Here is a 13,940-nt window from a genome sequence, read left to right on the forward strand (position 1 = left end):
CGTCTCTGTTTTCTTCCCTTTTGGTACAGGAGTGTCTTTCATGGCGCTGTTGTCTTCTCTGCTGGCCGCCATTGGCCAGATATATTTTATAAACAACCGCCTTGCCGGTGCCCTGATTGTGGCGGGTGTGATCTGGGCTTCACCCTGGATGGCCGCCACCATGATGCTGGCGACCCTGGCCGCCACCCTGCTGGCGCTGGCCTGCAAGTGGGAGCCCGAAGCCCGCCGTGACGGCCTGTTCGGCTTTAACGCCGCCCTGGTGGGGCTGGCCTTTGGCCTGTTTGCCGAGCACACGCCATTCTGGCTGCTGATGTCGGCTCTGGGCGGCATGCTCTCGGCCTGGCTGTTTTACCGGCTGCGCCGGCTGGCGGCCATTCCCTGGTATACGCTGCCCTTTAACCTGGTGGTGCTGCCCTGGCTGTATTTTATTGGCCAGCGGGTGGCCGACGAGGTGCCTCAGGGCTACAACTTTTCGTTGTCGGCCATCGGCCAGGTGATCTTTCTGCCCGACATGGTGCCTGCGGTACTGATCTGCGCCGCCCTGCTGCTGGTGGGCATAGAGATGCTGGGCTGGGCCTTTGTGGGGGCCATGGTGTCGAGCGGCGCGGCCCTGCTGCTGCTGGTCAATCCGGACTACATCAACTTTGGCCTGACCGGCTACAACGGCGTGCTGGCGGCCATAGCCATGTTCTGGGGCGGCCACAAGCAAATCTGGATATTACTGGCACCGGCCCTGGCGGGCTTGATGACCGCCGCCATGCTCAAGCTCGGCCTGCCCATGCTGACCATGCCCTTTGTGCTCAGTTGCTGGCTGTGCCTGGCATTGCAGAAGGGCCTGTGTTATTACCGGTGCGCAAATTCCACAGACAGGGAGAAGGTATGAAACTGGGATTTATCGGCATTGGCCTGATGGGCAAGCCCATGACCGAACGGCTGCTGGCCGCCGGTTATGATGTAACCGTATGGAACCGCAGCGCCGACAAGCTGACCGAAGTGGCCGCCGCCGGTGCGCACGTGGCCGCCAGCATTGGTGAGCTGACCGAACAGGTGGATGTGGTGATGCTGTGCCTGGCCAATACCGCCGTGGTGGAAAGTGTGGTGTTCGGCGAGGGCGGCGTGGCCGGGCACGGCCGGGCCGGTCAGCTGCTGGTGGACTTTTCCAGCTCCGACCCCGATGCCACCCGGGACTATGCCACCAGGCTGAAAGCCGCCTGCGGCATGAGCTGGGTGGACTCACCGGTATCCGGCGGCGTGGCCGGTGCCGAGGCGGGCACCCTGGCCATTATGTGTGGCGGCGAGGAAGCCGACATAGAGCGCATTCGCCCGGTGCTGGCGCCGCTGTCCCAGCGGGTGACCCGTATGGGCGGCGTGGGCGCCGGTCAGGTGACCAAGGTGTGCAACCAGATGATAGTAGGCTGCAACCTGATGGTGCTGGCGGAAATGATGGCGCTGGCCAAGGCCTGCGGCGTGGACGCCGAGCAGATCCCCACCGCACTTGCCGGTGGCTTTGCCGACTCCAAACCCATGCAGATCACAGGCCCTCTGATGGCGGAAGAGTCCGACCCGGATCCCAAGTGGCACGTGCGCACCCTGCTCAAGGATCTCGACATGGCCGTGGCCCAGAGCCTGCGCGCCGGCAGCGCCACCCCCATGTCGGGCCTGGCCGCCCAGCTGATGCGTCAGCACGGCAGCAAGGGCTTTCTGGAGCGGGACCCGGCCACCCTGATCAGGCTGTATAAAGACGCCTGAGCTGAAGCATCGGTTGTACCTGTGGTAGGTTGCGAATGAGCGAAGCGAATTCCAACACCAAGCCGGCTGTGGAATGTTGGGGTTCGCTGCGCTTACCGCCAACCTGCGATCCGGAAGCTGGCGCAGTTTGCGAATGAGCCCCGACATTTCAGCCAGGTGCACGATAAAAAAGAGGAGCCCAGGCTCCTCTTTTTGCGTTTATGGGAATGGCTCAGGCCGTTCCCAGGGCCAGGCTGTGTTTGTAGTAGTCGTTGGCCTTGGTCAGATCCTTGCGCTTTTCCGCCAGCTGGGCCAGCAGCACATAGTCCTGAGCGTCGGGCTTTTGCGCCACCGCCTGTTGCAGTTGTTGCTCGGCCTGCTCGTCCTGGCCGTCTTTCAGGTACAGCCGGCCAAGGGCGGAGTGCAGCTCGGCCAGGTTTTCCTTTTTGGCCTTTTTCTCCAGGGCGGTGAGCAGCGGGTGATAGTCGCTCAGCTGCAGCCGGGTGGTGCACAGCAACAGGCCCGGATCGGTGTGCTTGTCGAGCCCTTCCAGCAGCAGTTGCTGGGCTTCCTTGTGGGCCTTGAGGCCAATCAGCCGTTCACACAGGGGCTGCAGCAGCGCGGGGCTGTATTTGTCCTTGCGGGGCAGTGACTGCCACACCTTGATCAGACCATCGCTGCCTTCGTCATGGGCGGCCTGATCGAAGCGGCCAATCCAGCACTGCTGGCGCAATGCCTCTTTCTCATCGTTGTCGATCAGGCTCTTGCCGGCCAGGCTGTCGAGAATGCCCAGCAGGGCCTGCCACTGGCCGGTGGCCTGATAAACGTCTTTCTGCAGCTTGAGCAGGGCGGGCTGGTGACCGTAGGTGGTTTCCAACTCCTGCACACCGGCCAGCGCCTGGTCAAACTGGCCCTGCTGATACTGCAGCCGGGCCTGGGTAATGCCCACAGCCAGGCTGGCGGCCGGATGCTGCTCCTGGGCCTGGCGCAGATAGTCGTCGCGCTTTTCCTCGTTGCCCTGAGCCTGGGCCGCATTGGCGGCGTTCAGGTAGTTGAGCAGGGCCAGCTCGTTGCCCCTGGTGCCCTTGACCAGCATTTTCTCGGCAGTGGCGTAGTCTTCCGCCACCAGCGCCTGCATGCCGCTCTGGGTGTAGTTCAGGGCCTTGCGCCGGCGGCGACCCATAAACCAGCCGCGGGTGCGGTGACTGATGCCGAATACCCGGCCCAGCAGCCATTCAATAAACAGCAGCAGCAGATAAAACAGCACGGCGCCCACCAGGAACACGGTGACCGTGGTTTCAATGGTGTAGTTGCCGGCGGCCACCAGCACATAGCCTTGGCGGCCCATAAACTCGGGGCCCACCACCAGGCCGGCGGCCAGAATGGCGACGATAATCGCAAGACGTATCATGAGTCCCCCTTACAGGCCGGTGAGCAGGCGTTGCAGCCGGTCATCCAGCAGCTGTTGCAGGCGTTCCTGAGCGGCAAACTGCTCCGGATAGTCCACGCTGATCTGCTGGCCTTCAAGCTGATTGATTTGCTCCAGCATAAACTGGCGCACGCTGTCGTCGGCAAAGTAGTCCTGCAACCACTGCTTTGACTGGGCCAGAGAGCTGTCAAAGATCTCCTGCTGCTCGCGGTACACCGCCAGCTGGGCCTGCAGCAGCTTGCCCTTGAGGTTTTCGCTCAGATACCAGTGCTGCTGGGGAGAGAGCAGGGCTTCCACGTTGCCGTCACGGCGGCGCACGGTGACAAAGTCGTCGGTAAAGCTGGCCCAGCTCTTTTTCAGGTTTTCCTTCCAGTCGCTGACCGACTCGGACACGGTAAAGTCGGGCTCTTCGGCCCGGGCCATGATCACGCCGGCCAGCTTGAGCTTGTCAACCTGATCGTTGATGCTGTTGAGCTTGATCACCAGACCTTCGCGGTCGACCTTTTTCACCGACTTGATGCTGGCAATGTCGTCGGCCAGGGCCTTGCGAATGGGCACCAGGGTGGGATCGTTAAGGGCGGCCAGGCGCTCGTCGGCGTTGGCCAGCATCATGGCGGCAGACACGGCATCGTGCTCCAGCCACAGCTTGCGGCCGGCCATACGCACCAGATATTCGGCTTCCGCCAGCATCCAGTCGTTGGGACGCTTGCTGTCCAGATCCAGCACCTTGCGGGACAGACCCTCCACCTGCTCGGTGACGCTGTTCTGGGCACTTTCCAGCTTGCTCAGGGTGGCGCTCTGTTCGCTCTTCAGGGCTGTCAGCGTGCTCTGTTGCTCGGCCAGGCGGCTTTCCATGGCCTCCAGCTGGTCAGCCTGGGCCACGCTTTGCTGATGACCATGCCAGTACAGAATGGCGGCCAGTACAATGGCGAGAATGATGGCCACAATGGCCAGCCCCTTGCCCGATGACGGCGACTTTTGCTGCTGCGCCCGGGGGGCGGCGGACACATCGGCCGGAGCTGTCTGTTCCGGCTGTACGGTCTCCGTGGCCTGGGCGGCGGGTGCAGTGGATTCCGGCGCGGCGTCGGCTACCACCTTGTCTTGTTGTTGATCTTTTTTGTTGTCAGTCATTCCTTTTCCTCTCATCCAGGGCGCTGAGCAACGCCGGGTTGGATGCACCTTTCGCATTGATGATATGAGTGAAGCCCAGAGCCTTCGCCTGTTCGACCACGCGAATGCTGGGCACAATCAATAAACGGCTTAGCAGCCAGTCCTTTGCGCTGTTGGCCGCAAGCTGAAACAGATGCTGCAGCAGGCCGCCACTGGTGATGATAATACTGTCCACCCCGTGACGCTGCCACTCTTTCACCAGTTGCCCGTCAGTATCCTCGCGATAGCAGCGCCGGTAAACCTCGCAATACTCAACCTGTGCGCCCCGTTCAGCCAGGGCGGGGGCCATCATATGACGACCGCCATCGCCACGCAGTATTACTGCCCGGCGGCCGGCGGGTTGCTGCAGCTGGGGCAGGGCGATCATGCCTTCGGAGCGAGGGTCATCCGGCACCAGTGCGTTGGTCACGCCCACGGCGGCAAAGGCCTGGCCGGTGGCCTCGCCCACCGCCACATAGGTGGCATCGGGCCAGCGCTGTCCCTGATTTTTCAGTGCATTATCGGCGAAATTTACCGCCTGCGCACTGACCGCTATCACATAATCCCTGCAGCCGAGCTGATTCAGCAGCGCCGGTACTTGTTCCAGTCCGGCGCCGGGAGCAAAGGCCAGCAGGGGAGTGGCCACCGGGCGGTGGCCGGCCTGGCGCAGCGCGTCGCACAGACTGTGGTTTTGCGGCTCGGGACGAACCACCAGCGGGGTCACGACGAATAGACCTCGGCCAGTATTTTATCGGCACCGGCGGCCAGCAGCCGTCTGGCCAGTTCGGCACCCAGGGCCTTGCCCTGATCGGCCGGGCCGCGCACTTCGTCATAGAGCACTTCGGTACCATCGGGGCGGCCAACCAGGCCACGCAGCCAGAGCTGATCCCCTTCCAGCAGGGCGTAGGAACCAATAGGCACCTGGCAACCGCCCTGCAGACCGTGGTTCATGGCCCGCTCCGCTTCTACCCGCAGCTGAGTATCCTGGTCATTCAGCGGGGCCAGCAGCGCCAGCAGCTCGGCATCATCGAGCCGGCACTCAATGCCCACGGCACCCTGACCGTTGGCAGGAAGGCTGTCTTCCGGGCTCAGCAGGCCGGCGATACGATCGTCCAGCTCCAGTCGCTTGAGACCGGCGGCAGCCAGAATAATGGCGTCGTATTCGCCGTCATCCAGTTTGCGCAGCCGGGTCTGCACATTGCCGCGCAGGGTTTTTACCTGCAGTTGCGGATAACGGGCGCGGATCTGGCATTCCCGGCGCAGGCTGGCGGTGCCCACCACGGCGCCGTCGGGCAGCTCGTCCAGAGTCTTGTAGTGGTTGGATACAAAGGCATCGCGCGGATCTTCCCGCTCGCAGATCACCGTCAGGCCCAGCCCTTCGGGAAACTCCACCGGCACGTCCTTCATTGAGTGCACGGCAATATCGGCGCGGCCGTCGAGCATGGCCTGTTCCAGTTCCTTGATGAAGAGCCCCTTGCCGCCGATTTTGGACAGCGGCGTGTCGAGCAGTACATCTCCCTTGGTGGTCATGGGGATCAGCTCAACGGTCACGTTGTTGTGCAGGGCTTCCAGGCGCTCTTTGACATAGTGAGCCTGCCACAGAGCCAGCAGGCTTTTGCGGGTAGCGATACGAATGATGCGATTGGCCATAAAACTCTCGTTGTCTGTGAGTATCTGTGCCCGATACTATCACTGTTGCACGTCTGTTTCAGGCAAAGCGCGTTGCCTTACCGGTATCCTGTGGCCGGGTGATTACAGGATATTGTTCATTTACTGACTAATTGTTACCATGATCACACTTTTGGCCCGCTGCGGGCCTGTGTCGGTCCAACGAAGGCCTGAACTCATTGCACGCAAATTTTCATCGGCTCGTCGAGCGGTGTGAGCAATTCAATCAGCAGAAACAGACACGAGCCCTGGCGGTGATGAACCGGTATGGCCAGCAGGTGTTTCAGTTGCTGCCGGTGCTGCTGCACTACCATCACCCCCTGCTGCCGGGCTATGTACCCGGCGACGTGCCGGCGGGCATCTGCCAGTTCTCTCCCAATGACTGTCAGCGCGAGTTCATCGACGAGCTGTGCCGGGCGGCCAACGGCCATCAGGGGCTGGCTCAGGATACTCACGAAATTCTCGGCCTTTATTCCATGGGCAGCACCTCGTCCATCGGCCAGAGCCGTCGTTCCGACCTCGATATCTGGGTCTGCCATTCCCATACCATGGCCCCCGAGCGGGTGGCGCTGTTGCAGCAAAAGTGCCTGCTGATCTCCAAATGGGCCGATCAGCGCCGGGTCGAGCTCAACTTCTTTCTTATTCCGGATAACAAATTCCGTACCGACAACCAGCAATGGGTAGAAGGGGAAAGCTGCGGCAGCGCCCAGCACCTGCTGCTGCTGGACGAGTTTTACCGCAGTCATCTGCGCATTGCCGGCAAGCGGCTGGTGTGGATGTTTGCCCCCGGCAAACTGGGGCCTGACTACGATCAGTTTGTGGCCGAGCAATTTGCCAACGGCACCCTCAATCACGACGAATGGCTGGATCTGGGCGGATTTGCCCGTATTCCGGCGGAAGAATACTTCGGCTCGGCCCTGTGGCAGCTCTATAAAAGCATCGACTCTCCCTACAAGGCGGTGCTGAAAACCGTGCTGATGGAGGCCTATTCCCACGAATACCCCGACACGCACCTGCTGTGCCGCCAGTTAAAGAGCGTGTTCCAGACTGCCGAGACACTGGATGAAACCCGGGATCACTATGTGCTGATGCTGGAAAAGGTGACCGATTACCTCAAGTCCATCAATGATGAAAAGCGCCTTGATCTGGTGCGCCGCTGCTTTTACCTCAAGGTCTCGGAAGCGCTGGAACCGGGCCAGGAGCAGGATGAGGCCTTTGCCTGGCGCCGGCGCATTATGGACCGGCTGATCGCTCTCTGGGACTGGCCGGCGGAGAAGCTGGCCAAGCTCGATGATCGCGAAAACTGGAAGGTGGAAGAGGTCAGGGCCGCCTATGGCGAGTTGCTGGAAGCCCTGATGCAGAGCTACCGCAGCCTTATTCAGTTTGCCCGGCGCAATAACATCAGCGAGTCCATCAATCCGGAAGATATCGGCATACTGTCGCGCAAACTCTATGCCGCCTTTGAAAACCTGCCGGGCAAGGTACAACTGATTAACCTGCGCATTGCGCCGGATTTGAGTGAGCCTGACCTGAGCCTGGTGCAGGTACCAAAGGGCCGCGCCAATCCGGCGGGCTGGTATCTGTATAAATACGGCCTGTCACCGGTGGAGATACTGGGGCGCAGCCCGCTGGAGCACAGCGACTATGTCAGCCGGCTGGTGGCCTGGGTGCATTTCAACGGTCTGCTGACCGAACAGACCCAATGGCATCTGTTCAACCAGAGCACGGATCTGAGTCTGCAGCACCTGCAGGAGTTCAGCCGGGATCTGGCGCGGGTATTTCCGGTGCGTCTGCCGGCCCCCACCAACCTGGCCCTGAGCCGGCCCTGCGAGGTGCGCAATCTCGCCATCTTTCTCAATCTGGAAACCGATCCCAGCGGTCGCCGGCGGGACAGGCCCATCGAGTTTGGCGCCGACACCAGTGATCCTTTCAGTTTCGGCCGGCAACGGGAAAACCTGGCCGGCTCGGTGGACATTATCTACCGCAATTCCTGGGACGAGGTGCGCACCCTGCACTTTGACGGCGACACCGCCGTGGTCGACGCCCTTACCGCGGTACTGGGCAAAATGCATCAGGGCGCCAGCCCGCCCGAGACGCTGAACGTATTCTGCTACAGCCGGCATTTTCGCAGCCTGCTGCGCACCCGCTTTGAGCAGCTGGTGAAGGAGTGCATTGAACTGCGGCTGGAATCATCCCAGGGCCACAGGCTGAAACGGCTGATGCTGGGGCCGGATAAATACGGCATCTTCTTTGAGCGGCGCGGGGTGAGCGTCAAGCGCATGGAATCGGAGCGGGTTGCCGAGCAGCCAGTGGCGGTACCGCCGGCCCGGCCGGCTCATGCCAGGCAGGGCTATGCCCTGCGACTGGATCAGCACCAGCGTCAGCCGGTGCCCGAGGTGGTGGATGCCTACGCCAGTGAAGGGTTGATGCAGTTCTTTTTTGAGAACTGCGGCGACGGCTACAGCCTGTATATTCTCGACGAGGCCAACCGCACCGAGGTCTATCACCAGATCGCCGGCAGCAAGGACGAGCTGGTGCAGAGCATCAACCGTTTTTACACCGCCAATCAGGAGCAGGGTGAAGGGCAAAGCCACTTCAGCCATTTCAACCTGCCCCAGTATTATGAAATTGTGCGGGTGGACGGCGAGGTGCAGGTACTGACTTACCGCACCGGCAAGGATGACCGGGACCCGCTGCGGCCTGGCCCGGCCTGAGCAACTACAGTTCCAGCTCCACGCCGCCCTGGCGTTTGGCCTGCAGGCTGAGCCAGCTCAGCAGTTCATGCCCCTGGCGGTTATCGATCCACTGATCTCCCTGCAGTGCAAAGTGATGCCCGTTTTCCCGGGTGGCCAGCCAGATCTGATGCAGTGGCTCCTGACGGTTAATCACGAACTTGACCCCGTTCTCAAAGGTCAGGTTCATGACACCGCCCACGGTTTCGCATTCAATGTCTTCACCGCTGTCGTCGATACGTGCCTCAATATGCTCATAAATGGCGTCCGCCAGAGCGTGGAATTCGCTGTCGTTCATTGCCCGCTTCCTATTGCTTTTGAGAATGTGAATGCGATTATAAGAGCCCTGAACCATATTCACAGTCATACGATGAACAAATTCAAGCTGACCGCACTGGTTGCGCTGGTTCTGAGCCTGTCGGCATGTGGCCTCAAGGGCCCGCTGACCCTGCCCGAGTCCGAGCCGCAACCCACTCAGGTTGAGCAGTCGTAAAGGAAACTACCTTGGATTATTTCAATTATCAGGATGATGGCCGCCTGTACGGTGAAGCCTGCGATCTCTCCCGTCTGGCCGAGCAACACGGCACGCCGCTTTATGTCTACTCCCGGGCCACTCTGGAGCGCCACTGGAACGCCTTTGACCGGGCTGCCGGCGACGTGGACCACCTGGTGTGCTATGCGGTCAAGGCCAATTCCAACCTGGCGGTGCTCAATGTGCTGGCGCGGCTGGGCTCGGGCTTTGATATTGTGTCCGTGGGTGAGCTGCGCCGGGTGATTGCCGCCGGTGGCGATCCCAAAAAGGTGGTGTTCTCCGGCGTGGGCAAGCGCGACGACGAAATCCGCTTTGCCCTGGAGCAGCAAATTTTCTGCTTTAACGTGGAGTCGGTGGCGGAGCTGGCGCGCATCAACCGGGTGGCGGAAAGCATGGGCGTGAAGGCGCCGGTCTCCATTCGGGTAAACCCGGATATCGACGCCGGCACTCATCCCTACATTTCCACCGGTCTGAAGGAAAACAAGTTCGGCATTCCCATCGAGCAGGCGCGGGACATCTACCGTCAGGCCGCCGCCATGAGCAGCCTGAACATTCACGGGGTGGACTGCCATATCGGCTCCCAGCTCACCGAACTGTCCCCCTTCCTGGAAGCGGTGGACAAGCTGCTGGTGCTGATTGACGATCTGGCCACCGATGGCATTCACATTCGTCACCTGGACGTGGGTGGCGGTCTGGGCGTGCGTTACGACCACGAAACCCCGCCGGAGCCGAGTCACTACGCCGAAGAGCTGAAAAAGCGCCTGCAGGGCCGCAACCTGACTCTGGTGTTTGAGCCGGGCCGGGCCATTGCCGCCAACGCCGGCGTGCTGCTGACCAAGGTTGAGCACCTCAAGCCCGGTGAAGCCAAGAACTTTGCCATTGTCGACGCCGCCATGAACGATCTGATCCGTCCGGCCCTGTACAGCGCCTGGCAGGCCATTATTCCGGTAGATCGAACCCTGGAACGGCAATCTGCCGTGTATGACATCGTGGGTCCCATCTGTGAAACCGGCGACTTTATCGGCAAGGACCGTGAACTGGCCATTACCGAAGGTGACCTGCTGGCAGTGCGCTCTGCCGGTGCCTACGGTTTTGTGATGGCGTCCAACTACAACAGCCGCCCCCGGGCCGCCGAGGTGATGGTGGACGGCGAGCAGGCTTATGTGGTGCGCGAGCGGGAAGAGCTGGCGGATCTGTGGCGGGGCGAGCACCTGCTGCCCGGGGCCTGAGCCATGAGCACGCTTCATTTCTCCAAGATGCAGGGCCTGGGCAACGACTTTATGGTGGTGGACGGCGTCACCCAGAAAGTCTTTTTCAACCCTGAAGTGATCCGCCAGCTGGCGGATCGCAACTTCGGTGTGGGCTTTGATCAGCTGCTGCTGGTAGAGCCGCCTTATGATCCCGAGCTCGACTTTCACTACCGCATTTTTAATGCCGATGGCTCCGAGGTGGAGCAGTGTGGCAACGGCGCCCGCTGCTTTGCCCGCTTTGTGCGGCTCAAGGGCCTGACCAACAAGGATCGCATTGCCGTCAGCACTCAAAAAGGGAATATCGTGCTGCAGCTGGAGAAGGATGATCAGGTCACCGTCAACATGGGGGTGCCCGAGTTCGATCCGGCCCATATTCCGTTCAAGGCCCAGAAGGCGGAAAAAACCTATCTGGTGCGTACTCAGGATCAAACCGTGCTGTGCGGCGCCGTGTCCATGGGCAACCCGCACTGCGTGGTGGAAGTGGACGACATCAATACGCCGCTGGTGGGCACGCTTGGACCCGAGCTGGAAAATCACGAACGTTTTCCGGCACGGGTAAACGTGGGCTTTATGCAGATTGTGAATGCCCGGGAAGTGAAACTGCGGGTGCACGAGCGCGGTGCCGGTGAAACCCTGGCCTGTGGCACCGGTGCCTGTGCAGCAGCGGTGATGGGCATGAGCTGGGGCAAGCTGGCGGAGCGGGTCAAGGTTCAGCTGCCCGGCGGCACCCTCACCATTGCCTGGCAGGGGCCGGGCAAGCCGGTGTTTATGACAGGCCCGGCCAAGCATGTGTTTGACGGACAAATCAACCTATGACCGAGAAATGCGCCCTGGCCAACGCCGGGCTCGATGAAAGCCATATTGCCGACTACCTGGCCGGCCAGCCGGACTTTTTTGTCCGCCATCCGCAGCTGCTGGACGCATTGCGTCTGCCCCACGAGCAGCGGGGCAGTGTGTCGCTGGTGGAAGCCCGCATGGAACGCCAGCGCCAGCGCATTCATCAGCTGGAGGAAGAAATCACCCAGCTGATGACGGTGGCCGGCGAGAACGAGCGTATTTTTCGTGTTTACCTCGATCTGTATCCCCGGCTGTTTGACTGCCGCACACCCGCCGAGCTGGAGCAGCGCATTGCTCATGCCCTGCGGGAGCGGCTTCGGGTCACGGCGGTGCGGCTGGTACCGGACGCGCGCTGGTGCAGCCTGCCCAAGGCACAACCCGGTGAGCAGCTGGAAAAACTCTACCGCGAGCGCATGGCCGGGCAGGACGTGTATCTGGGACGCCTCGGCCGGGAAGAAAAACAGCGGCTGTTTGGTGACAGTCTGGTGAACTCCTGCGCCCTGATCCGCATTGGCACACAGGGTGAAATGGGCCTGCTGGCCTTTGGCAGCGCCGACAGCAGCCATTACCGCTCGGGCATGGACACCCTGATCATTCGCCAGCTCGCCGGCTTTCTCGCCCTGCTGTTGCCGCGCATGGTGGAACATGGTCACCCCTGATCCGGCACTGGCTCCGGCCATTGACGACTTTCTCGACTACCTGCGGGTGGAGCGCCAGCTCAGCCCGCACACCCTGGATAACTATCGCCGTCATCTGAGCGCCATCAGCGAACAGCTGACCGATCTTCACCTTGCCAGTTGGAATGAGCTTTCTGTGGCTCATGCCCGGGGCCTGGCCACCCGCATGCACAAGCAGGGACTGTCACCCCGCTCCATTGCCGCCAAACTCAGCGCCCTGCGCAGCTTCTGCGACTGGCTGGTGCTTACCGGCCGGCTTGACGCCAACCCCGCCAAGGGGGTGAGCGCGCCCAAGCAGGGCCGGCCCCTGCCCAAGAACCTGGATGTGGACGAACTGCATCAGCTGATGAATCTGGACGAGTCCGACCCCCTGGCGGTGCGGGACAGAGCCATCATGGAGCTGATGTATTCCTCCGGTCTGCGGCTGGCGGAGCTGGTGGCGCTCAACCTGAACGACGTGCAGTTTGCCGAGCGCCAGGTGCGCGTGACCGGCAAGGGCAACAAGGAGCGCATTCTGCCGGTGGGGCGCATGGCCCTGGACTGGCTGCAAAAATGGCTGAGCGTGCGTCCCGAGCTGGCCGGCCCCGACGAGCCGGCGCTGTTTGTAAGCAAGCAGCGCCGGCGTATCACCCACCGCAGCGTGCAGCTGCGCCTGGCCAAGCGCGGCCGGCAACAGGCGCTGTCCAGCCATGTGCACCCCCACAAGCTGCGCCACTCCTTTGCCACCCACATGCTGGAGTCCAGCGGTGATCTGCGCGCGGTACAGGAACTGCTGGGCCATGCCGATCTGGCCACCACCCAGATCTACACCCACCTCGACTTTCAGCACCTGGCCAACGCTTACGATCAGGCCCATCCGCGCGCCAAACGCCGCAAGGATGAGGAGTAAGACGGCTTGTAAGGCGTGAAGGGTGAGGTGTGAGGTGAAAGCAGGTTAGAATGCCTGCACTGACTTTCGTAACCGGAACCCATGGATGCGCTTTTACAAACGAATGGCGCCGATCAAGGTGCTCAGCTTTGATCTGGACGATACCCTCTACGACAACGTGCCGGTGATGACGGCAGCCGAGGACTGGCTGCTGCAGGCGCTGCGTAATGATTACCCGGAATCCACTCTGCTGGGGGCCGACAATCTGGCGGCGATCAAGCGCCGGCTGATCGCCGAACAACCGGCATTGGCGCATGATGTCAGCGCCTGCCGCCGCAAAGTGCTGAGCGAAGGTCTGCGCCAGCAGGGCGTGGCAGAAAGCAGAACCGAGGAGCTGGCCGAGATCTTTTATCAGGGCTTTCTCACCGAGCGGGGCAAAATCAAGGTGCCCGAGACCACTCACAGAGTGCTGACCTCGCTCAAGGAAAAGTACCGGCTGGCGGTGATCACCAACGGCAATATGCCGCTGGAGCACACCGAGCTGGCGCCCTATTTCGAGATTGTGCTCAAGGCCGGCCCCGATGGCCGCATGAAGCCGGCGCCGGATCTGTTTTACCGGCTGGCGGAGCAGGCCGGAGTAGCGCTTTCCGAGATCCTGCATATTGGCGATCATATTCGCACCGACGTGGCCGGTGCCGTACACAGTGGCTGTCAGGCGGTGTGGTTGAATGATAACGGCCGTACCGAAGCGGATCTGCAGTGCCTGCCTCAGGTAGCCCTGACGCGGTTGGAGCAGCTGCTCGAGCTGTTATAATCGCCGGTTTACTGCAATACACACTATTCGGGAGAGGGAAGGGATAGCCTTAGCCAACCGTCGATGGCAGGGGGCGCGAAGCGCCTGGCACCGCCGCCAGCATCGCGAAGCGATGATACGGCGGTTTCCCCACGATCGCCATCGTCGAGCATACATGGGCGAGCTTGCTCGCTAGCGCCGAGCTTTTTGTCTGACCGAACTTCAAATGACAGTTCGCAGCAGGCAAAAAGTGAAGGTGGCAATTTATGCTGCGTGT

Annotated in this window: 14 protein-coding genes; 9 read left to right on the forward strand and 5 right to left on the reverse strand. The window is 61.4% G+C overall.

Annotation, left to right across the window (positions count from 1 at the left end):
* Positions 1-40: 40 nt before the first annotated feature.
* Positions 41-883, forward strand: a complete 843-nt coding sequence (locus DA373_RS03660) for an urea transporter (RefSeq protein ID WP_107850998.1) — start codon at positions 41-43, stop codon at positions 881-883.
* Complete coding sequence (locus tag DA373_RS03665) at positions 880-1,749, forward strand: NAD(P)-dependent oxidoreductase (protein ID WP_107850999.1); 870 nt, start codon at positions 880-882, stop codon at positions 1,747-1,749. The genes DA373_RS03660 and DA373_RS03665 overlap by 4 nt, the downstream gene beginning before the upstream one ends.
* Positions 1,750-1,960: 211 nt before the next feature.
* Here DA373_RS03665 and DA373_RS03670 read toward each other — a convergent pair whose 3' ends face one another.
* The 4 genes from DA373_RS03670 to hemC are packed head-to-tail and all read right to left on the reverse strand — an operon-like array spanning position 1,961 to position 5,956.
* Positions 1,961-3,139, reverse strand: a complete 1,179-nt coding sequence (locus DA373_RS03670) for a heme biosynthesis HemY N-terminal domain-containing protein (RefSeq protein WP_107851000.1) — start codon at positions 3,137-3,139, stop codon at positions 1,961-1,963.
* Positions 3,140-3,148: 9 nt separating this feature from the next.
* A complete protein-coding gene (locus DA373_RS03675) occupies positions 3,149-4,288 on the reverse strand; it encodes a uroporphyrinogen-III C-methyltransferase (RefSeq protein ID WP_107851001.1) in 1,140 nt (379 codons plus the stop codon).
* A complete protein-coding gene (locus DA373_RS03680; protein WP_107851002.1) occupies positions 4,281-5,030 on the reverse strand; it encodes a uroporphyrinogen-III synthase in 750 nt (249 codons plus the stop codon). Before DA373_RS03680 ends, DA373_RS03675 begins: the two co-directional genes overlap by 8 nt.
* The gene (gene hemC / locus DA373_RS03685) at positions 5,027-5,956 is read right to left on the reverse strand and encodes a hydroxymethylbilane synthase (protein WP_107851003.1); all 930 of its coding nucleotides are present in this window, start codon (positions 5,954-5,956) and stop codon (positions 5,027-5,029) included. The genes DA373_RS03680 and hemC overlap by 4 nt, the downstream gene beginning before the upstream one ends.
* Before the next feature lie 197 nt (positions 5,957-6,153).
* On the opposite strand from hemC, the gene DA373_RS03690 reads away from it, so the two are divergent.
* A complete protein-coding gene (locus DA373_RS03690) occupies positions 6,154-8,688 on the forward strand; it encodes a class I adenylate cyclase (RefSeq protein ID WP_107851004.1) in 2,535 nt (844 codons plus the stop codon).
* Positions 8,689-8,692: 4 nt separating this feature from the next.
* Here the strand turns inward: DA373_RS03690 and cyaY are convergent, their stop codons facing one another.
* Complete coding sequence (gene cyaY / locus DA373_RS03695) at positions 8,693-9,004, reverse strand: iron donor protein CyaY (RefSeq protein WP_107851005.1); 312 nt, start codon at positions 9,002-9,004, stop codon at positions 8,693-8,695.
* Between the two features lie 72 nt (positions 9,005-9,076).
* Between cyaY and lptM the strand changes: the two genes are divergently transcribed.
* The 6 genes from lptM (at position 9,077) to DA373_RS03725 (ending at position 13,684) form a co-directional block, all read left to right on the forward strand.
* A complete protein-coding gene (gene lptM / locus DA373_RS03700) occupies positions 9,077-9,199 on the forward strand; it encodes an LPS translocon maturation chaperone LptM (RefSeq protein WP_107851006.1) in 123 nt (40 codons plus the stop codon).
* An 11-nt stretch (positions 9,200-9,210) separates the two neighbouring features.
* Positions 9,211-10,467, forward strand: a complete 1,257-nt coding sequence (gene lysA, locus DA373_RS03705) for a diaminopimelate decarboxylase (protein WP_107851007.1) — start codon at positions 9,211-9,213, stop codon at positions 10,465-10,467.
* 3 nt (positions 10,468-10,470) lie between these two features.
* A complete protein-coding gene (gene dapF / locus DA373_RS03710) occupies positions 10,471-11,304 on the forward strand; it encodes a diaminopimelate epimerase (protein WP_107851008.1) in 834 nt (277 codons plus the stop codon).
* Positions 11,301-11,984, forward strand: coding sequence for a DUF484 family protein (locus DA373_RS03715; RefSeq protein WP_107851009.1), 684 nt, complete (start codon positions 11,301-11,303; stop codon positions 11,982-11,984). Before dapF ends, DA373_RS03715 begins: the two co-directional genes overlap by 4 nt.
* On the forward strand, positions 11,971-12,891 hold the full coding sequence (gene xerC, locus DA373_RS03720; protein WP_107851010.1) for a tyrosine recombinase XerC: 921 nt from the start codon (positions 11,971-11,973) through the stop codon (positions 12,889-12,891). Before DA373_RS03715 ends, xerC begins: the two co-directional genes overlap by 14 nt.
* A gap of 85 nt (positions 12,892-12,976) precedes the next feature.
* The gene (locus tag DA373_RS03725) at positions 12,977-13,684 is read left to right on the forward strand and encodes an HAD-IA family hydrolase (protein WP_107851011.1); all 708 of its coding nucleotides are present in this window, start codon (positions 12,977-12,979) and stop codon (positions 13,682-13,684) included.
* The last annotated feature ends 256 nt before the right edge of the window (positions 13,685-13,940 follow it).

Source organism: Oceanimonas marisflavi (assembly GCF_003049725.1).
Taxonomy (GTDB): domain Bacteria; phylum Pseudomonadota; class Gammaproteobacteria; order Enterobacterales; family Aeromonadaceae; genus Oceanimonas; species Oceanimonas marisflavi.

Excerpts from the sequence above, each read along its gene's own strand:
- DA373_RS03660 (WP_107850998.1), top strand. The coding sequence starts at position 41 with ATGGCGCTGTTGTCTTCTCTGCTGGCCGCCATTGGCCAGATATATTTT.
- DA373_RS03665 (WP_107850999.1), top strand. The coding sequence starts at position 880 with ATGAAACTGGGATTTATCGGCATTGGCCTGATGGGCAAGCCCATGACC.
- DA373_RS03670 (WP_107851000.1), bottom strand. The coding sequence starts at position 3,139 with ATGATACGTCTTGCGATTATCGTCGCCATTCTGGCCGCCGGCCTGGTG.
- DA373_RS03675 (WP_107851001.1), bottom strand. The coding sequence starts at position 4,288 with ATGACTGACAACAAAAAAGATCAACAACAAGACAAGGTGGTAGCCGAC.
- hemC (WP_107851003.1), bottom strand. The coding sequence starts at position 5,956 with ATGGCCAATCGCATCATTCGTATCGCTACCCGCAAAAGCCTGCTGGCT.
- cyaY (WP_107851005.1), bottom strand. The coding sequence starts at position 9,004 with ATGAACGACAGCGAATTCCACGCTCTGGCGGACGCCATTTATGAGCAT.
- lptM (WP_107851006.1), top strand. The coding sequence starts at position 9,077 with ATGAACAAATTCAAGCTGACCGCACTGGTTGCGCTGGTTCTGAGCCTG.
- dapF (WP_107851008.1), top strand. The coding sequence starts at position 10,471 with ATGAGCACGCTTCATTTCTCCAAGATGCAGGGCCTGGGCAACGACTTT.
- DA373_RS03715 (WP_107851009.1), top strand. The coding sequence starts at position 11,301 with ATGACCGAGAAATGCGCCCTGGCCAACGCCGGGCTCGATGAAAGCCAT.
- xerC (WP_107851010.1), top strand. The coding sequence starts at position 11,971 with ATGGTCACCCCTGATCCGGCACTGGCTCCGGCCATTGACGACTTTCTC.
- DA373_RS03725 (WP_107851011.1), top strand. The coding sequence starts at position 12,977 with ATGCGCTTTTACAAACGAATGGCGCCGATCAAGGTGCTCAGCTTTGAT.